The organism is Aeromonas sp. QDB17, assembly GCF_027705305.1.
Lineage (GTDB): Bacteria > Pseudomonadota > Gammaproteobacteria > Enterobacterales > Aeromonadaceae > Aeromonas > Aeromonas caviae.
In genome coordinates, this window is sequence record NZ_JAPDBP010000001.1 from 17548 (window position 1) to 41966 (window position 24419).

At 61.1% G+C, this 24419-nt stretch carries 25 protein-coding genes; 6 read left to right on the plus strand and 19 right to left on the minus strand.

What is annotated here, in order from left to right; translation table 11 throughout:
• Positions 1 to 82 precede the first annotated feature (82 nt).
• The 11 genes from pepB (OKC41_RS00070) to OKC41_RS00120 form a co-directional block, all read right to left on the minus strand.
• The gene (gene pepB / locus OKC41_RS00070) at positions 83 to 1366 is read right to left on the minus strand and encodes an aminopeptidase PepB (protein WP_041213015.1); all 1284 of its coding nucleotides are present in this window, start codon (positions 1364 to 1366) and stop codon (positions 83 to 85) included.
• Positions 1363 to 2664: an aminopeptidase PepB gene (gene pepB, locus OKC41_RS00075; protein WP_201893752.1), complete on the minus strand. Its 1302-nt coding sequence runs from the start codon at positions 2662 to 2664 to the stop codon at positions 1363 to 1365. The genes pepB (OKC41_RS00070) and pepB (OKC41_RS00075) overlap by 4 nt, the downstream gene beginning before the upstream one ends.
• Positions 2665 to 2821: 157 nt before the next feature.
• A complete protein-coding gene (gene fdx, locus OKC41_RS00080) occupies positions 2822 to 3160 on the minus strand; it encodes an ISC system 2Fe-2S type ferredoxin (protein WP_005299781.1) in 339 nt (112 codons plus the stop codon).
• Position 3161: 1 nt separating this feature from the next.
• Positions 3162 to 5009 carry a Fe-S protein assembly chaperone HscA gene (gene hscA / locus OKC41_RS00085; protein WP_201893751.1) on the minus strand — a complete coding sequence of 616 codons (1848 nt, stop codon included), beginning with the start codon at positions 5007 to 5009 and terminating at the stop codon, positions 3162 to 3164.
• A 28-nt stretch (positions 5010 to 5037) separates the two neighbouring features.
• On the minus strand, positions 5038 to 5556 hold the full coding sequence (gene hscB / locus OKC41_RS00090; RefSeq protein WP_010675057.1) for a co-chaperone HscB: 519 nt from the start codon (positions 5554 to 5556) through the stop codon (positions 5038 to 5040).
• A 190-nt stretch (positions 5557 to 5746) separates the two neighbouring features.
• The gene (gene iscA / locus OKC41_RS00095) at positions 5747 to 6070 is read right to left on the minus strand and encodes an iron-sulfur cluster assembly protein IscA (protein ID WP_010675058.1); all 324 of its coding nucleotides are present in this window, start codon (positions 6068 to 6070) and stop codon (positions 5747 to 5749) included.
• 15 nt (positions 6071 to 6085) lie between these two features.
• Positions 6086 to 6469: a Fe-S cluster assembly scaffold IscU gene (gene iscU, locus OKC41_RS00100; RefSeq protein ID WP_010675059.1), complete on the minus strand. Its 384-nt coding sequence runs from the start codon at positions 6467 to 6469 to the stop codon at positions 6086 to 6088.
• Between the two features lie 54 nt (positions 6470 to 6523).
• Positions 6524 to 7738, minus strand: a complete 1215-nt coding sequence (locus OKC41_RS00105; RefSeq protein ID WP_010675060.1) for an IscS subfamily cysteine desulfurase — start codon at positions 7736 to 7738, stop codon at positions 6524 to 6526.
• Positions 7739 to 7790: 52 nt separating this feature from the next.
• Positions 7791 to 8294, minus strand: coding sequence for a Fe-S cluster assembly transcriptional regulator IscR (gene iscR / locus OKC41_RS00110; protein ID WP_025327241.1), 504 nt, complete (start codon positions 8292 to 8294; stop codon positions 7791 to 7793).
• Between the two features lie 94 nt (positions 8295 to 8388).
• A complete protein-coding gene (trmJ, locus tag OKC41_RS00115) occupies positions 8389 to 9123 on the minus strand; it encodes a tRNA (cytosine(32)/uridine(32)-2'-O)-methyltransferase TrmJ (protein ID WP_201893750.1) in 735 nt (244 codons plus the stop codon).
• A 190-nt stretch (positions 9124 to 9313) separates the two neighbouring features.
• A complete protein-coding gene (locus tag OKC41_RS00120; protein ID WP_201888248.1) occupies positions 9314 to 9826 on the minus strand; it encodes an SCP2 domain-containing protein in 513 nt (170 codons plus the stop codon).
• Positions 9827 to 10015: 189 nt separating this feature from the next.
• On the opposite strand from OKC41_RS00120, the gene OKC41_RS00125 reads away from it, so the two are divergent.
• Both OKC41_RS00125 and OKC41_RS00130 read left to right on the plus strand, forming a co-directional pair.
• Entirely contained in the window at positions 10016 to 11011 is a 996-nt protein-coding gene (locus OKC41_RS00125) for a peptidase U32 family protein (RefSeq protein WP_201893749.1), read from the plus strand.
• Positions 11012 to 11023: 12 nt separating this feature from the next.
• Positions 11024 to 11896, plus strand: coding sequence for a U32 family peptidase (locus OKC41_RS00130; protein ID WP_201893748.1), 873 nt, complete (start codon positions 11024 to 11026; stop codon positions 11894 to 11896).
• Between the two features lie 74 nt (positions 11897 to 11970).
• Here OKC41_RS00130 and nlpI read toward each other — a convergent pair whose 3' ends face one another.
• From nlpI to queA, 7 genes are all read right to left on the minus strand, one after another.
• A complete protein-coding gene (gene nlpI, locus OKC41_RS00135; protein WP_280520777.1) occupies positions 11971 to 12903 on the minus strand; it encodes a lipoprotein NlpI in 933 nt (310 codons plus the stop codon).
• A 90-nt stretch (positions 12904 to 12993) separates the two neighbouring features.
• Positions 12994 to 13362 carry a rhodanese-like domain-containing protein gene (locus OKC41_RS00140; RefSeq protein WP_039038735.1) on the minus strand — a complete coding sequence of 123 codons (369 nt, stop codon included), beginning with the start codon at positions 13360 to 13362 and terminating at the stop codon, positions 12994 to 12996.
• A 100-nt stretch (positions 13363 to 13462) separates the two neighbouring features.
• Positions 13463 to 14410: a protein translocase subunit SecF gene (gene secF / locus OKC41_RS00145; RefSeq protein ID WP_039038736.1), complete on the minus strand. Its 948-nt coding sequence runs from the start codon at positions 14408 to 14410 to the stop codon at positions 13463 to 13465.
• Positions 14411 to 14419: 9 nt separating this feature from the next.
• Positions 14420 to 16273, minus strand: a complete 1854-nt coding sequence (gene secD, locus OKC41_RS00150; protein ID WP_048207866.1) for a protein translocase subunit SecD — start codon at positions 16271 to 16273, stop codon at positions 14420 to 14422.
• An 18-nt stretch (positions 16274 to 16291) separates the two neighbouring features.
• On the minus strand, positions 16292 to 16627 hold the full coding sequence (yajC, locus tag OKC41_RS00155) for a preprotein translocase subunit YajC (RefSeq protein ID WP_010675070.1): 336 nt from the start codon (positions 16625 to 16627) through the stop codon (positions 16292 to 16294).
• A 50-nt stretch (positions 16628 to 16677) separates the two neighbouring features.
• Positions 16678 to 17814, minus strand: a complete 1137-nt coding sequence (tgt, locus tag OKC41_RS00160; RefSeq protein ID WP_010675071.1) for a tRNA guanosine(34) transglycosylase Tgt — start codon at positions 17812 to 17814, stop codon at positions 16678 to 16680.
• Positions 17815 to 17932: 118 nt separating this feature from the next.
• Positions 17933 to 19000: a tRNA preQ1(34) S-adenosylmethionine ribosyltransferase-isomerase QueA gene (gene queA, locus OKC41_RS00165; protein WP_010675072.1), complete on the minus strand. Its 1068-nt coding sequence runs from the start codon at positions 18998 to 19000 to the stop codon at positions 17933 to 17935.
• Positions 19001 to 19211: 211 nt separating this feature from the next.
• Between queA and OKC41_RS00170 the strand changes: the two genes are divergently transcribed.
• The 3 genes from OKC41_RS00170 to ahpF all read left to right on the plus strand — a co-directional run bounded on the left by OKC41_RS00170 (position 19212) and on the right by ahpF (position 22583).
• On the plus strand, positions 19212 to 19658 hold the full coding sequence (locus OKC41_RS00170) for a CBS domain-containing protein (protein WP_010675073.1): 447 nt from the start codon (positions 19212 to 19214) through the stop codon (positions 19656 to 19658).
• A 629-nt stretch (positions 19659 to 20287) separates the two neighbouring features.
• Entirely contained in the window at positions 20288 to 20854 is a 567-nt protein-coding gene (gene ahpC / locus OKC41_RS00175; protein ID WP_010675074.1) for an alkyl hydroperoxide reductase subunit C, read from the plus strand.
• Between the two features lie 142 nt (positions 20855 to 20996).
• Positions 20997 to 22583, plus strand: a complete 1587-nt coding sequence (ahpF, locus tag OKC41_RS00180; protein WP_039038739.1) for an alkyl hydroperoxide reductase subunit F — start codon at positions 20997 to 20999, stop codon at positions 22581 to 22583.
• Between the two features lie 71 nt (positions 22584 to 22654).
• Here the strand turns inward: ahpF and OKC41_RS00185 are convergent, their stop codons facing one another.
• Complete coding sequence (locus tag OKC41_RS00185; protein WP_201893742.1) at positions 22655 to 23974, minus strand: MFS transporter; 1320 nt, start codon at positions 23972 to 23974, stop codon at positions 22655 to 22657.
• Between the two features lie 116 nt (positions 23975 to 24090).
• Between OKC41_RS00185 and OKC41_RS00190 the strand changes: the two genes are divergently transcribed.
• Positions 24091 to 24348 carry a hypothetical protein gene (locus OKC41_RS00190; RefSeq protein ID WP_201893741.1) on the plus strand — a complete coding sequence of 86 codons (258 nt, stop codon included), beginning with the start codon at positions 24091 to 24093 and terminating at the stop codon, positions 24346 to 24348.
• Positions 24349 to 24419: the final 71 nt, after the last annotated feature.

Below are 24419 nucleotides of genomic sequence, written 5' to 3' on the forward strand. Positions count from 1 at the left end.
TGCCTCAAAACCGTATCAATTGCTCAGCAAAGCAGCACTGGAAAGGGCACCCTGAGGTGCCCTTGTGATGCCGCTCACTGACTCAGCGCGTCTCCGCCAGCAGGGTATGGGCGATGGTGCGCATCCCCAGGGTATTGGCCCCGGGCGCCCACAGACTGTCGCCATTTTCGCTGAAGCAGGCGGCGAGATCGACATGCAGCCAGCCTCTTCCCTCATCAGGGACAAAGCGGGAGAGGAAGCCGGCCGCATTGGAGGCCCCCCCCGGTCCGCCGCCCGGCACGGGGCGGCTGTTGGCGGTGTCGGCATAGTGGGACGGGCACTGCTGGCGATGCCAGGGCTCCAGCGGCAGCGGCCATGCTGGCTCCTGCTCCGCATCCGAATAGGCCATGGCGCGGCTCACCAGCCCCTTGTCCAGTCCAAACAGGGCGTTGTAACGCCCCCCCAGCGCCATCACGGCCGCCCCGGTGAGGGTGGCAGCGTCGATGATGAGCGGCGCACCAGACTCGCCGGCCAGTTGCAAGCCGTCGGCCAGGATCAGACGCCCTTCGGCGTCGGTATTGACCACCTCCACCGTGGTGCCGTTCTTGTAGGTGAGGATGTCACCCAGCTTGTAGGCATGGCCGGATACCAGGTTCTCGGCGCAGCAGAGGATGAGCTTCACCCGCTTGTCGAGGCCACGCAGAATGGCCAGCGCCAGCGCGCCGGTGACGATGGCTGCGCCGCCCATGTCGTGTTTCATGGTCAACATGCCCTGGGAGGTCTTCATGGAGTAGCCGCCGGAATCGAAGGTGATCCCCTTGCCCACCAGGGCGGCCGCTACCGGCGCCTTGGGATCCTTGCCCGGATTGAAATCCAGCTCCAGCATCACGGGCTCGCGGTCACTGCCACGACCCACTTGATAGAGACCGACCCAGCCCGCCTGTTGCAGCGCCTCTCCCTTGAGGATGCGATGGCTGATCCGGTCCGGTGCCAGCTCGGTGAGGAAGGCGGCTGCTTCGACCGCCAACTCCAGCGGCCCCAGCTGCTCCGGGGTGGCGTTGGTCATCTCCCGCACCCAACGCCCGCACAGCCAGCGCGCCTCCAGCTCCTCCCTGTCCTCCTCGGACGAAGTGGCCCACTGCAACCCCACTTCCGCCTTGGGCGTCTGCAGCCCCTGGGCAAAGGCCCACTGCTGCTCCCGCTCCCAGTGGCCAGCCAGGACAACCTGCTGGATCCCCTGGCTGCACAGGCGCCGCGCCGCCTGCTGGATATCCAGCAAGGGAGTGGCGCTCACCAGATGGATCACCATGCCGTCGGCACGGTGGGAGAGCAGTGCCCCCTCCCCCCACTCGGCCGGTGCAAACTCTCGGCTCAACCAGACGTTCATGCGCACACCTCCTGCAACCAGCGGGCAATCGTGCGAAGACCATGGCCCTTGGCACCGGTCGCCCAGAGCTCATTGCCCGACTTCTGATAGGAAGCGGCCAGATCCAGGTGCACCCAGCCCTTGCCTTCGTCACGGACGAAGCGCGACAGGAAAGCCGCTGCCGTGGTGGCGCCGGCAGTACCTTCTGCGGACGCCACATTGCCCAGCTCGGCAAAGGCCGAGGTGAGCTGGCCTGCGTGCCAAGGTTCGAGCGGCAGCGGCCAGGCCTTCTCGTTTTCGGCGTTGGCGGCAGCCAGCGCGCGCACCTGCTCCGCCTCATCGAGGGCAAACACGGCATTGTAGTCGCGGCCCAGCGCGGTCTTGGCGGCGCCGGTCAGGGTGGCAGCGTCGAGGATATAGGCAGCCCCGCTTTCGCTCGCAGCCAGCAGGCCGTCTGCCAGCACCAGGCGACCTTCCGCGTCGGTATTCTGGATCTCGACCGAGATGCCGTTGCGATAAGTGAGGATGTCGCCGAGCTTGAAGGCGTGGCCGGACACCAGGTTCTCGGCGCAGCAGAGGATGAGCTTGACCCGCTTGTTCAGGCCACGGCTGATGGCCAGCGCCAGGGCGCCGGTCACCATGGCGGCGCCGCCCATGTCGGACTTCATCGGCAGCATGTTGTCGGAGGACTTCATGGAGTAGCCGCCGGAATCGAAGGTGATCCCCTTGCCCACCAGCGCCGCGACCACGGGGGCGTTGGCATCCCCGGTCGGGTTGTAGTCGAGCTCCAGCAGCACCGGCTCGCGCTCGCTGCCACGGCCCACCGACCAGATCCCGATATGACCCGATTCACGCAAGGCTTCGCCAGCGGTGATGCGGGCGGTCACCTTGTCACCGCCGAGGCTGCGAATGAGCAGCAGAGCGGACTCCGCCAGGCTCATGGGGTAGATGGCTTCCGGGCAGCCGTTGGTCACCTCGCGCACCCAGTGGGTCGCCTTGAGCAAGGCGGCGAGTTCGGCTGCTTCCTGCTCGCTCTGTTCACCAAAATCGAGCTCGCGAACCCCCTTGGCGGCATAGAAGCCCTGGGCAAAGGCGTAACGACGCTCCCCATTCCACCCCTCGCCCACCAGCTTGATGCGCTTGATGCCGCTCGACTCGAGGCGTCTGGCCCCCCGCTGGATGGCGCGCAGCGCCTCCTTCTCCTGGCCAGCGGCCAGATGGAGATGGGCCTCGTCGCCGTTGAAACTGAGCAGGGCACCCTCGCCCCAGTGGGCGGCGGCAGCCTGGGACGACAACCTTACGTTCATCATGTCAGCCATGTTCTCTTGCTTCCTTTTTATTGGCACTTTCATCAACGAATAGGGAAATCACGGGCACAAAAAAGGCCGCTCCCTCAAGGGTCACGGCCTTCACCATATCATTACTGCACCATGAGATGCTGCACGCGCAATTCACTCATGTGTAATTAAGGGGTCATCAGTGGCGCTCGGACGCCAGATTCAGGGTGTACTTGGGCAGTTCCACCACCAGATCCTCATCTGCCAGTCTGGCCTGGCAGCTGAGACGGGATTCCGGCTCCAGCCCCCACGCCTTGTCCAGCATGTCGTCTTCCAGCTCGTCGCTCGGCTCGAGGGAGTCGAACCCTTCCCGCACCACGCAGTGGCAGGTAGTACAAGCACAGGACTTCTCGCAGGCGTGCTCGATCTCGATGCCATTGCGCAGCGCGATATCCAGAATGGTTTCACCGGTCGCACCTTCGAGGGCCGCGCCGTCCGGACAGAGCTCGGGATGGGGCAGAATAATCAGTTTTGGCATATCACACCTTGTTGACGTTTTGTCCGGTCAGCACCTTGCGGATGGAGGCATCCATCCGGCGGGCTGCAAATTCGCCACTGGCAGCGTCCGCCGCCTCGATGGCCTCTTTGATCTGGTTGGTGGTGCCCGTGCTGCGCATGGTCAGCAGATGGGCGATGGCGGCATCCAGCTCGGCCCGCTCGGCGGGGCTCAATAAAGCCTCGCCATCGGCGGCCAGGGCGGCGTTGAGGCTCTCGACCACCCGGTCGGCCTCGACCTGCTGCTCAGCCAGCATGCGGGCGTCCATGTCCTGCTGGGCATTGGCGATGGAGGCGCTCAGCATGTTGAGGATGTCATCCTCACCCAGCCCGTAGGAGGGCTTGACCTGGATCTCGGCCTGCACGCCGGAGGATTTCTCCATGGCGCTGACCGACAGCAGACCGTCCGCATCCACCTGGAAGGTGACGCGAATGTGGGCGGCGCCGGCCGCCATGGGCGGAATGCCGGTCAGGGTGAAGCGGGCCAGGGAGCGGCAATCCGCCACCAGCTCGCGCTCCCCCTGCACCAGGTGGATGGCCATCGCGGTCTGGCCATCCTTGAAGGTGGTGAACTCCTGGGCGCGGGCCACCGGAATGGTGGTATTACGCGGGATCACCTTCTCGGCGAGGCCGCCCATGGTCTCTAACCCTAAGGAAAGCGGGATGACGTCCAGCAGCAGCATCTCGGCATCGGGCTTGTTGCCCACCAGGATGTCGGCCTGGATGGCGGCACCGATGGCCACCACCTTGTCAGGGTCGATGCTGGTCAAGGGGGTGCGGCCGAAGAACTCGCCCACCCGCTCGCGCACCAGCGGCACCCGGGTCGAGCCGCCGACCATCACCACTTCCAGCACCTCTTCCTGCTCGAGACCCGCATCGCGCAGGGCGCGCCGACAGGCCTGCAGGGTGCGTTTGACCAGGGGCTGGATCAGCTCGTCAAACTGGCTGCGGGTGACGGTACCCTGCCAGCCGGCAAAGGTGCAGGTAACGGCATCGGCATCGGTGAGGCCGTGCTTGATGCTGGCCGCCGCATCCAGCAACTCGCGCTGGGTACGGGCATCGAGCTGACCGGACAACCCGGCTTGCTCTTTGAGCCAGTCCGCCAGCAGATGGTCAAAATCGTCACCACCGAGTGCCGAGTCGCCACCGGTGGCCATCACCTCAAACACCCCGCGATGCAGGCGCAGGATGGAGATATCGAAGGTTCCGCCACCCAGGTCATAGACGGCGATCACCCCTTCCTGACCGGAGTCGAGGCCATAGGCGATCGCGGCCGCCGTGGGTTCGTTGAGCAACCGCAGCACATGCAGACCGGCCAGTCTGGCCGCGTCCTTGGTGCCCTGACGCTGGGCATCGTCAAAATAGGCGGGCACCGTGATGACCACGCCGTCGAGGTCTCCCCCGAGGGACGCGGCACCGCGCTCGGCCAGTTTTTTCAGGATCTCGGCCGAGACCTGCACCGGATTGACCAGCCCCTGGCGGGTCCGCAACTGAGGCATACCCGTCTCGGTAGCTACGAACTCGTAAGGCTGCTGGCGGGTATCGATATCGGCCAGCGCCTTGCCCATCATCCGCTTGACCGAGACGATGGTGTTGTGGGGATCGAGGGCCGCCTCACGCTTGGCATCGAAGCCAACCCGGATGGTATCGGCCTGGTAATGGACCACGGAAGGCAGCAGATCACACCCCTGCTCGTCACAGAGGGTGTCGGCCTGGCCGCTGCGCACGGCGGCGACCAGGGAGTTGGTGGTGCCAAGATCGATGCCGACGGCACGTTTATGCTGGTGAGGCGCGGCGCTCTGGCCTGGCTCGGCAATTTGCAGTAATGCCATGGGTAATCACAATTCCTGCGTTAGAGGGTCAAGACTCGAACAGCGAGTCTTCGAATCGTTCCAGCTCCTCGAGGAGCTTGTCGACAAATTTGAGCTTGCGAACGCAATCCGCCGCCTGCAGATCCTCACCCCTGGTGAGAGAGTCGGTCAGCCGTTGCATCAACGCCTGGTGATCATGCCTGATCTCCTGGCGAAAATCCTTGATGGCCCCCTCAGGGTCGGCGTCGCCCTTGAGATCAGCCAGCCGCTCTCGCCACTCCAGCTGTTGCATCAGAAAGGCGGGATCTTGCAGTGTCTGCTGCTCGCCGCGAATATCGGTGCCCCGCAAGGAGAGCAGGTACTCGGCTCGGCGCAAGGGGGCCTTGAGGGTGGTAAAGGCATCGTTGATCTGGGCAGCACGCTGCACGGCAGCCAGTTGCTCCCGCTCGGGGGCAGTCGCAAAACGATCGGGATGGAACTGGGTCTGCAGCTGACGATAGGTGTCAGCCAGTTGGCGAGTATCGAGCTCGAAGCCCTCAGCCAGCCCGAACAGCTCGAAATGATTCATCCTTCGTCCTCAGACAATAGCGCTGGGAGTGCAACCACACTCGTCTTGAACTTGAAAGCAGTGGCATGGACTGGCGTCCACACCACTGTGTTGATGAGCAAGGTGTTGATCACAAGAGACTCGCCGCAACAGGGCTCACCCTTGGGGCTGCGAGGCGTTGCAAACATATGCGATCGGTCAATCGAACCACTTACACGCTGAAGCTTTCGCCACAACCACATTCGCCCTTGGCATTCGGGTTGTTGAACTGGAAGCCCTCGTTGAGGCCTTCCTTCACGAAGTCCAGCTCGGTGCCATCCAGGTGGATCAGGCTCTTGGCATCCACGATGATCTTGACGCCTTTCTGCTCGAACACCTGATCCTCGGCAGCCAGCTCATCCACGAACTCGAGCACATAGGCAAGGCCAGAACAGCCGGTCGTCTTGACGCCGAGGCGCAGGCCGATGCCCTTGCCCCGGTTGATCATGAAGGAGGAAACCCGCGCCGCTGCGGCATCTGTCATGGTTATGGCCATACTGCTCTCCGGACCTTAAAGACCTTTCTTCTGCTTGTAATCGGCGATGGCGGCCTTGATGGCATCCTCCGCCAGAATGGAGCAGTGGATCTTCACCGGCGGCAGCGCCAGCTCTTCGGCGATGTCGGTGTTCTTGATACCGGCCGCTTCGTCCAGGGTCTTGCCCTTGACCCACTCGGTCACCAGGGAGCTGGAGGCGATAGCGGAACCACAGCCGTAGGTCTTGAACTTGGCATCTTCGATGATGCCATCGTCGCTGATCTTCAGTTGCAGCTTCATGACGTCACCACAGGCCGGTGCACCGACCATGCCGGTGGCGACGCTGGGATCGTTCTTGTCAAAACCACCGACGTTGCGGGGATTCTCGTAGTGGTCGATTACTTTTTCACTGTAAGCCATATCTAACTCCTGCTAATTCCGTTGTTCACCAGACCCTTGCCATGCTGGCAAGGATCAGTGATGTGCCCATTCGACCGTGTTCAGATCGACGCCATCCTTGAACATCTCCCACAGGGGGGACATCTCGCGCAGACGACCGATGGAGTCGCAGATGAGCTTGATTGCGTAGTCGATCTCTTCTTCGGTGGTGAAGCGACCGATGCTGAAACGGATGGAGCTGTGTGCCAGCTCGTCGTTCAGACCCAGGGCGCGCAGCACGTAGGAAGGTTCCAGGCTGGCCGAGGTACAGGCAGAACCGGAAGAGACCGCCAGATCCTTCAGTGCCATGATGAGGGATTCCCCTTCCACATAGGCGAAGCTGACGTTCAGGTTACCCGGTACACGCTGATCCAGATCCCCGTTGATATAGACTTCTTCGATGTTCTTGATGCCATCCCACAGACGCTGGCGCAGGGCCATGATGTGCTGGCTCTCGCTCGCCATCTCTTCCTTGGCGATGCGGAAAGCTTCCCCCATGCCGACGATCTGGTGGGTTGCCAGGGTACCGGAGCGCATGCCGCGCTCGTGGCCACCGCCGTGCATCTGGGCTTCCAGACGAACACGGGGCTTGCGGCGCACATACAGGGCGCCAATGCCTTTCGGGCCGTATACCTTGTGGGCGGACATGGAGAGCAGATCAACCTTGAGTGCTTCCACGTCGACCGGGATCTTGCCCACGCTCTGGACGGCGTCCACGTGCAGCAGGATCTTGCGGGAACGGCACAGCTCGCCGATGGCAGCGATGTCTTGCACCACCCCGATCTCGTTGTTGGCGTGCATGATGCTGACCAAGATGGTGTCATCACGCAGGGCGCCTTCGATCTGCTCAAGGGTGAACAGGCCATTGGGCATGGGCTCGAGGTAGGTCACCTCATAGCCTTCCCGCTCCAGTTGGCGGCAAGTATCCAGCACGGCTTTGTGCTCGGTCTTGGAGGTGACGATGTGCTTGCCCTTGCCGGCGTAGAAATGGGCGATGCCCTTGATGGCCAGGTTGTTGGACTCGGTCGCACCGGAGGTAAAGACGATCTCGCGCGGGTCCGCGCCGATCAGCTCTGCCACTTGATTACGGGCCAGATCCACCGCCTCTTCGGCCTGCCAGCCGAAACGGTGGGAACGGGAGGCTGGGTTGCCGAACAGGCCGTCCATGGTGAGGCACTGCATCATTTTTTCTGCGACACGCGGGTCCACCGGACAGGTTGCCGAATAATCAAGGTAAATAGGCAGTTTCATCTTTTTCTCCGTTACGACGGGGTCACACAGCGACTCGTCGTGGAAAGCACGTTTATAGTTGGACTTTCAAGCTCACATCACCGCGTTCGGCCCGATCAACCAGGGACAACACGGTCTTCATTTGTTCATCTTGCTTGCCGGCGATACGGCGCACATCGGCCTGACCAACCAGCTCGGCCAGGGTGATATCCCCCAGGAAACTGGAGATGCGTTCGCTCAGATCCCGCCACAAGGAGTGGGTCAGGCACTGGGTACCACCGTGGCAGCCCCCTTTGCCGAGGCACTTGGTCGCATCGACCGATTCATCGACCGCGGTGATCACCTGACCGACCGAAATCTCGCCAGGGGCCAGACCGAGGCGATAGCCGCCACCGGGGCCACGTACGCTGCTCACCAGACCATGCTTGCGCAGACGGGCAAACAGTTGTTCCAGATAGGACAAGGAGATGCCCTGGCGCTCTGAAATATCAGCCAGGGGCACGGGCCCCTGCTCTGCATGCAACGCCACGTCGAGCATGGCTGTCACCGCGTAACGTCCTTTTGAGGTCAGTCTCATATGCCTTACCGTCTTGCGAACCAATCAATATGTGGCATATGGTCACATACCCGACTAAATCAGTCAAGTATATGCTTGAGTAAATCAGTCGGGATTAATCCTGTACCCTGGATTTCTGGACAGAGGTGAGAATGCCCCGCAGGATGTTCAACTCCACCGCTTCGGGTCTGGCCCGATTGAACAGACGACGCAGTTTGCTCATCACATGGCCTGGATGGTCATCGGCAATGAACCCCGTCTTTTGCAGCGTCTGCTCCAGATGCTGATAAAACCCTTCCAGTTGCTGGGCGCTGGGGTACTCGACCCGCTCATCCTCCGGGGCCGAATGCTCCTGGTTCTGTACTTCCAGCCAGCGCATCCGCACCTCGTAACAAAGGGTCTGCACTGCCATGGCCAGATTGAGGGAGCTGTATTCTGGATTGGCGGGAATGGCCACATGGAAGTGGCATTTTTGCAGTTCGTCATTGGTGAGGCCGGTACGTTCACGGCCAAACACCAACGCGACCGGGTGCGCCATGCCCTCGGCAACCAGCTTCTCGCCCGCTTCACGGGGATCCAGCATGGGCCAGCTCAGGGTGCGGGAACGTGCACTGGTGCCGATGACCAGACCACAGTCGGCAATGGCTTCATCCAGGGTCGGCACGATACGAGCGCGAGCCAGGATATCGCTCGCCCCCGCCGCCAGGGCGACGGCCTCCTCATCCGGCTGGGCCTGGGGATCGACCAGCACCAGTTGAGTCAGTCCCATGGTCTTCATGGCCCGCGCCGCGGATCCCATGTTGCCGGTGTGAGAGGTGTTTACCAACACGATACGAATCTGATCCAACATGCCCAGTCAATCTTCAGTCAAAAATGGCGCGCAATTGTAACATAACCAATCGCTATTTTGGCACCGCTTCCGACCAGGCATTTCTGCACAAACAGGCAGATGATACATCCCCACCCTGCGTGGTCACGCTGACAGTGGGGTACTGCGGCTCAAGTTCACCTGTTCCGCAGCACTCGGGCAAGAAAACGGCTCAGCTCATTGTCGCGGCAGTGGGCACGTGCGTCTCGCGGGCCCGCTCGATAAAGGTCGCCAGATCCATCAGGGGGTATTTCATCAATCCCAGCCCGTCCAGATCCAGGCTGTCCATCAGATTTTTCACCTCCAGGCCCAACTCTGTATCCCCCTCTATCTTCAGTCGGCGCTGGAAGAAGAGGGAATCCGGGTCTTCACGGCGCCCGGCGATCAGAACAAGATCCTGGCTATTGCCGCTGAAACAGACATCGACGTGCTCACACTTCCTTGCCACCACCAATTTGCCCTCCTGCTCGCTGATAAACCAGCATAGCCCCAGATCGCTGACTTCCACTTTCAGCCACTTGCCCGCAAGAAACGCAAATTCCCCCTCTTCGATGGCCTCCCGGAATACCCTGCCCAGCAGGGCCTCCATCAGGTTTTGTTGCAGCGGGAAGGGCACCAGCTTGAGGGGGTGGCGCAAGAGACGGGGTGCCTGTTCGACCAGGCGACGTTGCAGATGTTGAAACACGATAAACTCCCAGTTTTTTGCGCATTCAAGCACAGCCCCTTCGGCAAGATCCTGTTGAAAATCAAACTTGTGCCCACTTACCTCAAGAAGGGTAAAGCCACCTAAAGCTGCCTCAGGTCAAAAAGCGGGAGGGCAAGCATGAATACAATCGGGCCACTTTTGCATTTTTGCCCTCTCGGAGCGTACCCGATGGAATTACTCTGCCCGGCAGGCAGCCTGCCGGCACTGAAGACAGCCGTGGATAACGGGGCCGATGCGGTCTACATCGGCTTCAAGGATGACACCAATGCCCGCCACTTCGCCGGTCTCAACTTCACCGACAGCAAGCTGGAAAGAGCGGTTGACTATGTCCACCAGCATGGCCGCAAGCTGCACATCGCCATCAATACCTTTGCCCACCCGGTCTCCGATGCCCGCTGGAAGCAGGCCGTGGACAAAGGGGTGGCGCTCGGTGCTGATGCCCTGATCATCGCCGATCTCGCCGTGCTCGATTATGCCAGCCGCCGCCATCCCGACATGGAGCTGCATGTCTCGGTCCAGGCCAGCGCCACCAACGCCGCCGCCATCCGCTTCTACCAGCAGCACTTCAACGTCGGCCGGGTGGTGCTGCCGCGGGTGCTCTCCATGCATCAGGTCAGGCAGCTGGCCCGCGAGACTGACGTCGGCCTCGAGGTGTTCGCCTTCGGCAGCCTCTGCATCATGGCGGAGGGGCGCTGCTACCTCTCCTCCTACATGACCGGCGAGAGCCCCAACACCGTCGGCGCCTGCTCACCGGCCAAGTTCGTGCGCTGGGAGGAGACCCCGAGCGGCCTCGAATCCCGACTCAACGAGGTGCTGATCGATCGTTACGGCCCGGGGGAAAACGCCGGCTACCCGACCCTGTGCAAGGGGCGCTTCGAGGTGGATGGCCAGACCTATCACGCGCTGGAGGAGCCCACCAGCCTCAACACCCTCGGCCTCCTGCCCGAGCTGTTCCAGACCGGCATCCAGTCAGTCAAGATCGAGGGACGCCAGCGCAGCCCCGCCTATGTGGAGCAGGTAACACGGGTCTGGCGCGCCGCCATCGACGCCTATCAGGCCAACCCCGAGGCCTATCAGGTCAAGGCTGAGTGGGATGCCCAGCTCGCCCGCGTCTCCGAGGGGAGCCAGACCACCCTCGGTGCCTATCATCGCCAGTGGCAATAAGGAGCCCTGTTCATGAAATTCTCTCTCGGCCCCCTGCTCTTCTACTGGCCCAAGGCCGACACCCAGGCCTTCTATCAGGCGGTGGCCGCCAGCCAGGCCGACATCGTCTATCTGGGGGAAACCGTCTGCAGCAAGCGGCGCGAACTGAAAGTGGATGACTGGATTGCCCTCGCCCGTCAGGTGGCCGGCTCCGGCAGGCAGGCGGTACTCTCCACCCTGGCGCTCATCTCCGCCCCCTCCGAGCTCAAGGAGGTCAAACGGCTGGTCGACAACGGCGAGCTGATGATCGAGGCCAACGATCTGGGGGCGGTCCAGCTCGCCAGTGAAGCTGGGCTGCCGTTCGTCTGCGGCCCCGCCATCAACGCCTACAACGCCGACGTGCTGCGCATGCTGCTTAAACAGGGTATGCAGCGCTGGGTGATGCCGGTGGAGCTCTCCCGCGACTGGCTGATGCAGCTCAATCAGGATCTGGGCAGGGAGCGCCAGCAGTTCGAGGTGGAGGTGTTCGCCTATGGTCATCTGCCGCTCGCCTACTCGGCACGCTGCTTCACCGCCCGCTCCCTCGACCGGCCCAAGGACAACTGCGAACTGGCCTGCATCCACTACCCCACCGGGCGACTTGCCAGCAGTCGCGAAGGGCAGAAGGTGTTCAACCTCAACGGCATCCAGACCCAGTCCGGTTACTGCTACAACCTGGGCAACGAGATCAAGGGGATGGAGGGCCTGGTGGATGTGGTACGGCTCTCCCCTGAGGGATTGGATACCCTGACGATGCTGGATCGCTTCAAGGCCAACGAACGGGGTCAGGCCCCCCTGCCCCTGCAACAGGAGCGGGACTGCAACGGTTACTGGCGCCAGATCCCCGGCATGAGCCTGGTGGAGTAGCGGTACACCCCGTGTCACCAGACAGCAAAAAGGCCTCGTCAAGAGGCCTTTTCATGGGGATCAAACCCGTTTAGTCACGCTTTGCCGCTCTTGCCCTGGGCTCCGGGTGGCTGGGGCTTGCGCGCCATCAGTTCCAGCTCCAGCAAGGCATAGCGATGCTCGATGAAGTCATAGACGTTGTTGGCCAGCGCCAGCTTGAAGTAGCTGATGGCTTCCTTGCGGTTACCCTTGGCCAGCTCGAACTTGCCGAGGTAGAAGTAGGTCTCGCACAGGCGCTCGGCGAGCTCCCTGTTGTCCTTGACCCCTTTCACCACGTTGCTCATCAACTGGGTGGCATTGATGTCGCCCGTATAGAGGCGCACCAGATCCCAGTTCCAGGCGTCGTCGTCATACTTGTTGAGCCGCTCGCGCATCCGGCTCATGGCCGCCGGTCCGTTGAGCTTCTGCTCGGCCAGATAGAGCCAGATCACCCGATAAGGGTCTTCTGGTTGCGCCTCGTAGAAGCGCTTCATATCCGCCGCGGCAAGCTCGGGGCGATTGCCGTAATAGAGCGCGATTCCCCGGTTGAGATAGGCGTAGTCGTAATCCGGGGCGAGCTCCAGGGCGGAGTCGAACGCCTCATAGGCCTCGTCGTAGTTCTGCTGTTGAACCAGATAGACACCGATGAAGTTGTAGGCCTCGGCAAAATCCGGCTTCTCCCGCAGGGCGCGGTTGAAGTCGAGTCGCGCCAGGGAACGCAAGCCCACCCGGTCAAACACCACGGCACGCTCATAGAAGAGTTCTGCCCGCTGTTCGGTCGTCAATTCCATTTCACTGAGCATCTGCCCGAGTCGCGCCAACGCCAACTCGCTCTGGTAGGAGACCTGCAAGGGGGTCGCCAATACCAGTGAAGCGGGTTGCGGCTTGGGAACTTGAGGCGCTTTTACCTGACTGCTACTGCTGCAACCCCACAAGGGGAGCAACAACAGGATACCCGTGAGGTATCCAATCCCTATCCTGACGTTCAATGAACACTCCGACGCTTACGCTTGACCCCGCATATGGTAAAGATCACGGGGCCGTTTGTCATGTGGCGCAGCCCCTCTCCCTCAAATAAATCAGGATTCGACAGGGTATCCGGCATCGCTCCAGCCGCGAAAGCCTCCATCGACGCTGACGACCCGGGAATAACCCATCTTCTGCAGGTTATCCGCCACCAGGATGGAGCGAAATCCCCCACCACAATAGAGGTAGAGTTCGGTGTCGGGATCCGGATACCGGGTCTCGATGTCACGCTCTATCACCCCGCGCCCGAGATAGGTGGCCCCCGGCAGATGGCCCCTGGCCCACTCGCTCTCTTCGCGCACGTCGATCAGATGAAATGCTCGGCCCTCATCCTGCCAGCGCTTGATCTGATGCACATCGGTTTCCTGCACCTGCGGGCGGATGGCCTCTACCAGGGCCAGAAAACGGGGATTGTGTTGCATGGGCTTGCTCCTTGCTTTGGGTAATGGATGCTGGGTTGTGGGAAGCATCATGACTCACCCCGGCCACAAGAGAAAGGGCGCCTTGCGGCGCCCTTATCTGTTACGGCAGGATCTCTTGCTGATCCGCGCCCTCTTTTTCCACCTGGGTCGGCAGCATGTGCTCCCGCTTGATCCCGAGGAACATGGCTGAGGCGCTCGCCACATAGATGGAGGAGTAGGTCCCGAAGGCCACCCCGATCACCATGGCGATGGAGAAACCGTGGATCAGAGGTCCGCCCTTGAGCAGCAGCGCCACCACCACCACGAAGGTCAACCCCGAGGTGATGATGGTCCGGCTCAGGGTCTCGGTCATGGAGAGATCCATGATCTCCGCGGTGTCCCCACGGCGTACCTTGCGGAAATTCTCCCGCACCCGGTCGAACACGACGATGGTGTCGTTCAGGGAGTACCCCACCAGCGTCATCAGCGCCGCCAGCACGGTCAGGTCGAACTCGTACTGGAAGTAGGCAAAGATGCCGAGGGTGATGATCACGTCGTGAGCCAGGGAGAGGATGCCCCCCGTGGCCAGACGCCACTCGAAGCGCACCGCCACGTAGATCAGGATACAGAGGATGGAGGCCAGCATGGCCAGGGCACCGTCGGTGGCCAGCTCATCACCCACGGAGGGACCGACGAACTCGACACGCTTGAGCACGGCGCTCTCGTCGACCAGCTTGGCGGCCGCCAGGACCTCGTTGCCCTGCTGCTCGACCTTGACGCCCTCTTGGGGGGCCATGCGCACCAGCACATCACGGCTGGAGCCGAAGAACTGCAGGGTCGCCCCGTCAATCTTCTGCTGATCCAGCGCCTCGTGCATCTTGTCCAGGCTCACCGACTGCTGGAACCCCACCTCGATGGTGGTACCGCCGGTGAAGTCCAGCCCCCAGTTCAGGCCACGATCGTACAGAACGTAGAGGGCGAGCACCGTCACCAGAGCAGAGAGGACCATACCCAGCTTGGCGAAACGCATGAAGGGGATGGGCTTTTCAAAATGTAGAATTTGAAACATGTCTCTTCCTTAGATCGGCAGCTTGTCGATGCGCCGTCCACCCCAGGCCAGGTTGATGATGGCGCGGGATACCGTGATGGCAGTGAACATGGACGCCGTCAGGCCGATCCCGAGGGTCAGGGCGAAGCCCTTGATGGCACCGGTACCGATACCGAACAGGATCACGCAGGTGATGAGCGAGGTGACGTTGGAGTCGGCGATGGTGGAGAAGGCGCGATCAAAGCCCAGGTGAATGGCTTGCTGCACCCCGCGACCATTGCGGATCTCTTCACGAATACGCTCGTAGATCAGTACGTTCGCATCCACCGCCATCCCCAGCGTCAACACGATACCGGCGATGCCCGGCAGGGTCATGGTGGCCCCCGGGATCATCGACATGATACCGACGATGAGCACCAGGTTCATGGTCAGCGCCAGATTGGCCACCCAGCCGAAGGCACGGTAGTAGATCCCCATGAAGAGCACGATCACCAGCATGGCCCAGCCGATGGCTTCCATCCCGCTGTCGATGTTCTGCTGACCCAGGCTCGGGCCTATGGTGCGCTCTTCGACGATCTGGATGGGGGCAATCAGGGCACCGGCACGCAGCAGCAGCGCCAGGTTGTGGGCTTCGTTGGCGTTGTCGATCCCGGTGATGCGGAACTGGCTACCCAGGCGAGACTGGATGGTGGCGACGTTGATCACCTCCTCCTGCTTGCGGAACTTGCGCTTGCCGTCCGGACCAGGCTGACCCACCGGCTTGTACTCGATGAAGACGGTCGCCATGCCCTTGCCAACGTTGTCCTTGGTAAAGTTGGCCATCTTGTTGCCACCCTGACCATCGAGCTTGATGTTGACCTGGGGACGGCTGTATTCATCGAAACCGGACTGGGCACCCACGATGTGGTCACCGGTCAGGATCACGCGCTTTTGCAGTACCACGGGACGACCGTTGCGATCGTTGTAGACCTTGGAGCTCGGCGGCACGCGGCCTGCGGCAGCGGCCTGGATATCGGCAGCCTCATCGACCATGTGGAACTCCAGGGTCGCGGTGGCACCCAGGATCTCCTTGGCACGGGCGGTGTCCTGGATCCCCGGCAGCTCGACGATGATACGCTCACCGCCCTGCTGCTGGACCAGCGGCTCGGCCACACCCAGTTCGTTCACCCGGTTGCGGATGATGGTGATGTTCTGCTCGAGGGCATACTTCTTCACCTCTTTGACCTTGGCTTCGCTCAGACTGGCCAGCAGGATGAAGTCATCCCCTTTCTGGTCGGTGGTGAAGACAAGATCCGCATTCTGGCGACGCAGGAAGGAGAGTGCCTTGGCCTGATCGGCCTCGTCACGGAAGACCACCTGCACCTGCTCCCCGACCCGGCGTACACCGGAGTAGCGGATCTTCTGGGTGCGCAGCTCGGCGCGGAAATCCTGCACCATCTGTTCCTGCTGCTTGGCCAGCGCTTCGGCCATGTCCACTTCCATCAGGAAGTGCACACCGCCCCGCAGGTCAAGACCGAGCTTCAGGGGCGCCGCGCCGATGGCCTCGAGCCAGGCGGGGGTGGACGGTGCCAGGTTGAGGGCGGTGATGAAATTGTCGCCCAGCTTGTTGGCCACGATGTCGCGCGCCTTGAGCTGGTCTTCGGTGTTGTTGAAACGGATCAGGATGAAGCCGTGCTCGAACGCCGCATGCTTGACCGGGATCTTCGCCTCGTCGAGGGTTTCCTTCACCTGATCGAGGGTTTCTAGTTTGACTTCGGCACCACGGCTGGCAGAGACCTGCAAGGCCGGGTCTTCGCCGTAAAGATTGGGGGCTGCATATAGAAAACCGATGGCGATCACGACGATCACCATCAGGTATTTCCACAGCGGATAGCGATTTAACACGCTGTGCTCCTCGGGAGATTAGAGGGACTGGATAGAACCCTTGGGCAGAACGGCAGAGACGAAGTCACGCTTGATGGTGACCTGGGTCTGATCGTTCAGGGCCAGCACAATGTAGTCGCTGTCGGCGGAAACCTTGGCGATCTTGCCGACCAGGCCACCGGAAGTGAGCACTTCGTCGCCCTTGGAGAGGGAGCTCATCAGATTGCGATGCTCCTTGGCACGCTTGGCCTGGGGACGGTAGATCATGAAGTAGAAGATGAGACCGAACACGGCCAGCATGATGATCATTTCCATGCCACCACCCTGTGCTGCCGGAGCCGCGCCTTCTGCATACGCCTTGGAGATAATGCTCATTTAACAACCTCTTATTGATGTAGATTTGAATACTAACTTATATGTCGTTGTTATTTCACGTCATTTTCAGCCAGTGGAGGCACAGGCTTCCCTTGCCGACGGTAAAACTCAGTTACAAAGTCGTCTAATTTACCCTGCTCGATCGCGTCCCGCAAACCCTGCATCACGCGCTGGTAATAACGCAGGTTGTGGATGGTATTCAGACGGGCACCGAGGATCTCGTTGCACTTGTCCAGATGGTACAGATAGCTGCGGGTGTAGTTCTTGCAGGTGTAGCAATCGCAGTCCGCATCCAGGGTGCTGGTGTCTTCCCGGTACTTGGCGTTGCGGATCTTGACCACCCCATCGGTGGTAAAGAGATGACCGTTGCGGGCGTTGCGGGTCGGCATCACGCAGTCGAACATGTCGATACCGCGGCGCACCCCTTCCACCAGATCCTCCGGCTTGCCCACCCCCATCAGGTAGCGCGGCTTGTCGGCCGGAATTTTCGGGCAGACATGGTCAAGGATGCGATGCATGTCCTCTTTGGGCTCACCCACGGCGAGACCGCCGACCGCGTAACCGTCGAAGCCGATCTCAAGGAGACCGTCCAGCGACACATCCCGCAGCGGTTCGTAGACAGAACCCTGGATGATGCCGAACAGGGCGTTCTTGTTGCCCAGCGCATCGAACTTGTCACGGGAGCGCTTGGCCCAGCGCAGGGACATCTCCATGGACTTGCGCGCTTCCTCGTAGGTGGCCGGGTACGGGGTGCACTCGTCGAAGATCATCACGATGTCGGAACCCAGATCGTACTGGATCTCCATGGACTTCTCGGGATCGAGGAAAATCTTCTCGCCGTTGATGGGATGACGGAAGTGCACCCCCTCCTCGGTGATCTTGCGGATGTGCCCCAGACTGAATACCTGGAAACCACCGGAGTCGGTCAGGATCGGCCCCTGCCAGTTCATGAAGTCGTGCAGATCGCCGTGGGCGCGCATCACTTCCTGACCCGGGCGCAGCCAGAGGTGGAAGGTGTTGCCAAGCAGGATCTGGGCACCGGTCTCACGCACCTCTTCCGGGGTCATCCCCTTGACGGTGCCGTAGGTGCCGACCGGCATGAAGGCCGGGGTCTGGACCACGCCACGCTCGAACACCAGTTGACCGCGACGGGCACGCCCATCGGTGGTTTTCAATTCAAATTTCATTGCTACCTCTATTCAGTCAGAGAAACAGTCTGACAACAAAGGGCCCGAGGGGCCCGGTAATATGAAGCCGGCCGGCATACTGACAAGCAGAGCCTGAACGACTTCTGAAGGGCAAGGCTTAACCCTGCACCCGGCGACGGGTGACGAACATGGCGTCCCCGTAGCTGAAGAAACGGTACTGTCCCGCCACGGCGGCCTGATAGGCGGCCATCACGTTGTCATAGCCGGCAAAGGCGCTGACCAGCATGATCAGGGTGGATTCGGGCAGGTGGAAGTTGGTGATCATGGCATCGACCACCTGGAACTCGTAACCGGGGAAGATGAAGATGTCGGTGTCATTGAAGAAGGGCGCCAGCGGCTTGCCCTGGGCCAGGGTCGCCTTGGCTGCGCTCTCGAGGGATCGTACCGACGTGGTGCCCACCGCAACCACCCGACCGCCGCGGGCGCGGGTCGCCGCGATGGCATCTACCACTTCCTGAGGCACTTCGGCGTATTCCGAGTGCATGTGGTGATCTTCAATCTTGTCGACGCGCACCGGCTGGAAGGTGCCTGCCCCCACGTGCAGGGTCACGAAGGCCATCTCCACGCCCTTGGCACGGATCTGCTCGAGCAGCGGCTCGTCGAAGTGCAGACCGGCGGTCGGCGCCGCCACGGCACCCGGCTTCTGGTTGTAGACGGTCTGGTAGCGCTCCTTGTCGGCATCCTCGTCGGGACGGTCGATATAGGGAGGCAACGGCATGTGGCCGATGGCATCCAGAATGGTCAGCACAGGGCGCGGGTCGAGGAAGTGGATCTCGAACAGAGCGTCGTGGCGGGCACGCATCTCGGCCTCGACGGGCACGCCGTCGGCACCGCCATCCAGAAGGAGACGGGTACCTGGCTTGGGGGACTTGGACGAGCGGACGTGCGCCAGCACGCTGTGCTCGTCCAGAATGCGCTCCACCAGCACCTCCAGCTTGCCGCCGCTGGCCTTCTGGCCAAACATGCGGGCCGGAATAACCCGGGTATTGTTGAACACCAGCAGATCGCCGGGGTTGAGCTGGTCAAGCACATCGACAAAATGACCGTGGCGCAGGGCGCCGGTTTGACCATCGAGCTGCAGCAGGCGGCTGGCGGTACGCTCCGCCATGGGGTAGCGGGCAATCAGCTCGTCTGGCAGATCAAAATGAAAATCGGATACTTGCATCTTTCACCTCGGGGGAATCGGCGGCTAGTCTAGTTATCCCCCTCTTCCAAGGCAACCCAAAAGACTAAAAACCCAAGGAAGACAAGGGATAGCGGGCCATTTTGTGAGGTTGGGCCCGTTAAAAAACCTTTAAGGTTTTGTATTGACCCCGATCATGTTCTGGCGACGGGGGCTAGGCTAGGGTGGAAGCAGACACACAAGGAGGCCCACCATGATGACCCTCTCCGAGATCATGACTGAACACCCCTTTACCCTGGGTCCGGAAAACAGCGTCAAGCAGGCGATGGAGCTGATGCAGCAGGAGCGGATCCGTCACGTTCCCATCGTCGATGAACACCAGCATCTGCTCGGTCTGGTCACCCTCTCGGACATCCTGGCCACCCGTGAATCCAAGCTGCTGCTGATCAACCCCGAGCGGGAGGCGGAGTTCACCGACAGCGTCCAGCTCGACGAGATCATGACCCGTCAGGTGGCGAGCGTGGATCCCCACGCCGGCATCAAGGAGGCGGCCCTGTATCTGCAGCGCCACAAATATGGCTGTCTGCCGGTACTCAAGGGGCGCAAGCTGGTTGGCATCGTCACCGAGTCGGACTTCATCGCCGTGGCCATCAATCTGCTGGAGCTGATGGAGGAGCAGGAGCCCCCAACCGACTTTTGATCTTAAAATTCTGTAATAAAATTACAATAAAAGCGTTTTCAGCCTAATTTAACGGCTATTTAAGTGAAACACTTTCAATTTGACTGTAAAATTACACCACAAAACTTGCGTTGTGACATTCATCACACTATGATGCCCACCATGCAATGGTTGCCGAAGAGGAGATGAGGATTGTGCACCCGCCATCTTCTCTTCATATGTCTGCAAGTTTGCACACCCCGTAGTTAGTCTTTGCTGTAAAGCATATTTATCGCCATTCCTTGTTTGATGACCCGGCCCTGTCTGTGCGACTGCGCCGGGATTTTTTTATCCCTCTTTTTTCTACTGCGCCGCCTCGTCTGCCCCCTTCTCTGCTCACGCAATGAAAACAAATCCGGCCCAGCCCTTGAAAATGTGACATGCAGGACAGAAATTGAACTTCGACAATGAGTTATCTCCGAAGGCCTGAGATATTCATGTTAGGTACAGTTGTGATGGTCTATCTAATAAATAGATTTATGTGATTCAAAATTGTGGCTTTGACCGATTAGAAAAAGTCACTATGATGACTCCATCGAAAGTTAAGCGCCTCGTCTGGCACGACTCTTCAACACCAGACAGGCATATGTACATCACCAAGGAGCAAATACATGTCTACCTACATCAACACTGAAATCAAGCCGTTCAACGCCACCGCCTACCACAATGGCAAATTCGTTCAGGTGTCTGACGCTGACCTGAAAGGCAAGTGGTCCGTGGTGTTCTTCTACCCGGCTGATTTCACCTTCGTCTGCCCGACCGAGCTGGGCGACCTGGCCGACAACTACGCCGAATTCCAGAAGCTGGGCGTCGAGATCTACGCCGTCTCCACCGACACCCACTTCACCCACAAGGCCTGGCACGACACTTCTGACACCATCCAGAAGATCCAGTACCCGATGATCGGCGACCCCACCGGCACCATCACTCGCAACTTCGGCGTGATGATCGAAGAAGCTGGCCTGGCTGACCGCGGTACCTTCGTCATCGACCCGCAAGGCGTCATCCAGATCGTTGAAATCAACGCTGGCGGCATCGGCCGTGACGCACTGGAACTGCTGCGCAAGGTCAAGGCTGCCCAGTACGTTGCTTCCCACCCGGGTGAAGTGTGCCCGGCCAAGTGGAAAGAAGGCGACGCCACCCTGGCCCCGTCCCTGGATCTGGTAGGCAAAATCTAAGCCTCCCCGCTCTGAAGACCGGCCCGTTCAAGGGCCGGTCTTGTTTACGGCCCTCAGAAAATGCGCCGGTCTGCTGTGTGGACCTCTGTTTTCTGTATCCGGTCATCGTGCCGACCCGCATTCAGCAAGAAGGAATTCGACCATGTTAGATACCAACCTCAAACAACAACTCAACGGTTACTTGCAGTACATCGTCAATCCCATCGAGATCAGCGTGTCCGGCAATGACAGCGACAAATCCGCCGAACTCCTGGCATTGGCCAGCGAGATCGCCGAGATGTCCCCCAAAATTTCCCTGACCGATGGCACCAATGCCCGCAAGCCTTCCATGAGCATCGCGCCCCAGGGCCAGGCCCCGCGCGTGCACTTTGCCGGCATACCCATGGGTCATGAATTCACCTCCCTGGTGCTCGCCCTGCTGCAAAGCGGCGGTCACCCCTCCAAGGCCGATCCGGCCGTGCTGGAGCAGGTGAAGAACCTCAAGGGCGAGTTCCACTTCGAGACCTATATTTCCCTCTCCTGCCACAACTGTCCGGACGTGGTACAGGCCCTGAACCTGATGTCCACCCTGAACCCCGGCATCACCCACACCATGATCGACGGTGCCCTGTTCCAGGATGAGGTGAACGAGCGTCAAATCATGGCGGTCCCGAACGTCTACCTGAACGGTCAGCCGTTCAGCCAGGGCCGCATCTCGCTGGAAGAGATCGTCGCCAAACTCGACACCGGCGCTGCCGAGCGCAAGGCGCAAGAGCTGAGCGAAAAAGCGCCTTATGACGTGCTGGTGGTGGGCGGTGGCCCGGCCGGCGCCGCCGCGGCCATCTATGCCGCCCGCAAAGGCATTCGCACCGCCATTGTCGCCGAACGTTTCGGTGGCCAGGTGATGGACACCGTCGGCATCGAGAACTTCATCTCCGTGCCCTACACCGAGGGCCCCAAGCTGGCGGCCAGCCTGGAGCAGCACGTCAAGCAGTACGGCGTGGAAGTGATCACCGAGCAGCGCGCCGCCGCCATCAGCAAGGATGGTTACGTCAACGTGGATCTCGCCTCTGGCGCCACCTTGAAGAGCCGCGCCGTGATCCTGGCGACCGGTGCCCGCTGGCGTGACCTGAACGTGCCGGGTGAACTCGAGTACCGTACCAAGGGTGTGGCCTACTGCCCCCACTGTGACGGCCCCTTCTTCAAGGGCAAGCGCGTGGCGGTGATCGGTGGCGGCAACTCCGGCATCGAGGCGGCCATCGATCTGGCCGGCATCGTCGAGCACGTCACCGTGGTGGAGTTTGCCGATACCCTGCGTGCCGACGACGTGCTGCAGAAGAAGGCCCGTTCCATGGGCAATATCGACATCATCATGAGCGCCCGCACCACCGAAGTGATCGGCGACGGCAGCAAGGTGGTGGGCATGGACTACGAAGATCGCACTACCGGCGAGATCAAGCATCTGGCGGTGGCCGGCATCTTTGTCCAGATAGGCCTGGTGCCGAACACCGAGTTCCTCAAGGGGAGCGAAGTGGCCCTGACCCGTTTTGGCGAAATCGAGATCGACACCAAGGGTGCCACCTCCCTGCCCGGCGTCTATGCCGCAGGGGATGCCACCACGGTACCGTTCAAGCAGATCATCATCTCCATGGGGGCAGGTGCCACCGCCGCCCTGGGTGCGTTTGATTACCTCATTCGCAACCCGGCGCCGGAAGCACAAGCTACCCAGGCCGATGCCGTGACCGCCTGATAACCGTCGCCCAACAAAAAACCGACTCCCTGGAGTCGGTTTTTTTATCCCTGTCGTTGTATCGCCAGCCTTCAGCGCCCCTGCGGCGCGTCCCTCTCCTGCCCCTCTTCACTCACCGCTCTCTCTTCTGCATCAGGCGCGGCATAGCTCGCCGGCACTGCCTCCCCTTCCAGATCCGTTCTTGGCTCCAGCTCCGCCGTCATGGGGGTGTTGGGGGGCACCGGCATGAAGACCTGATGCTCCGTCAGCGGAATGGGGGCTCGCTTACGCCTGCGCCAGCCGAGATAGGCCGACAGCAGCAGACCGCACAGGGCAAAGTAGACGAACAGCCCCTGTGGTCCGAACGTCGCCATGGTAAAGGGGGCCAGCAGCGGACCCGTCATGGCCCCCAGGCTGTAGGCAAGCAGCAGCCCCTGGTTTGCCCCCAGCACCTGATCCGGGCGCAGTTCATCGCAGGCATGGCTGAGGCTCAAGGGATAGATGGAGAACGCCATGCCCCCCAGCAGGAAGACAAGAGTCCGCTCGATTGGCTCGCGCCAGGGCCCCGGCAGCAGCACCATCAACAACGCGATCAGGGTCAGCAGGGTGCAGAGCAGCAGGATCACCAACCGTCTGTCGTAACGATCAGATGCACGTCCGATGGGATACTGCAGACACATCCCCCCCAGGATCACCAGCGCCATCATGTCCGCCACCTGGGAGAGGGAGGCACCGCTGTCGGTGAAATAGAGCGGCAACAGCCCATAGATGGCCCCGAGGATGAGGCCGGAGGTAAAGCTGCTACCCATTCCCGCCGGAGTGAGGCGCACCAGCTCCAGCACTCCCACCGGCTGGGGTGCCACCATGGCCGGCGTCGCCACTCGGGAGAGCGCCAGAGGCACCACGGAGAGAGTCGCCGCCATGGCGCACAGGGCGAACGGCGTCAGCACCATGGGGTCCACCTGCTTGAGCAGCAGCTGGCCCAGGGCAAGTGAACCGTACAGCAGGATCATGTAGAGGGACATCAACCGCCCCCGGTTCGCCGGGGTGCTTGAGACCAGCATCCAGGACTCCAGCACCACGAACAGGCCGCCGGTGGCAAACCCCCCGATCAGCCGCAGCGCCGCCCAGGTGACAGGCTCCACCACCATGCCGTGCAGCAGAAACAGAAAACAGAGCAGGGAGGCATAAGCCGCATAGGCCCGGATATGCCCCACCCGGATGATGAGGCGGGCATTGATGAAGGTCCCCAGCACCAGGCCGCCGAAATAGGCAGCCGACACCAGACCGATGGCCTGGGCGGACACCTGCTCGGCGGAGAGACGCACCGTCAGCAGGGTATTGAACAGACCGTGACCCAGAATGAAGATCACCAGACTGGTCAGGGGGGACAGCAACCTTGTCAGTGCCATGGAGCCTCCTCGCAACAAAAGGGTCATGGTAGCCCCTGCCTCCCGCCCCCTTCAACCCGAATGCCCTCCCCCTGCGGGGCTATGCTTGACGGGAACCCCACATGGAGATCCGAAAGATGAGACTCATGCTGTTGTTGGCAGCCCTGCTCTTTTGCGGCAGTGCCCTCGCCTTCCACTGCCCCATAGACATGAAGAAGATAGACGACGCCTTGGCCGCAGGCCCCGCCCTCAGTGCCGAGCAACTGGCCGAGGTGAAGCAGTTGAGGGCGGACGGAGAGACCCTGCACAACGCGGGCAAGCATCAGGAATCGGTCGATACCCTGGCCATGGCCATGGCCATGGCCATGGCCATTCTCGGCATCGATCAGGGCTGATACCGCCCCTTCACCGCGCGACGGTCTCTTTCGCATCGCCCGGATACAGACCGCCAAAATGAAACAAGGCC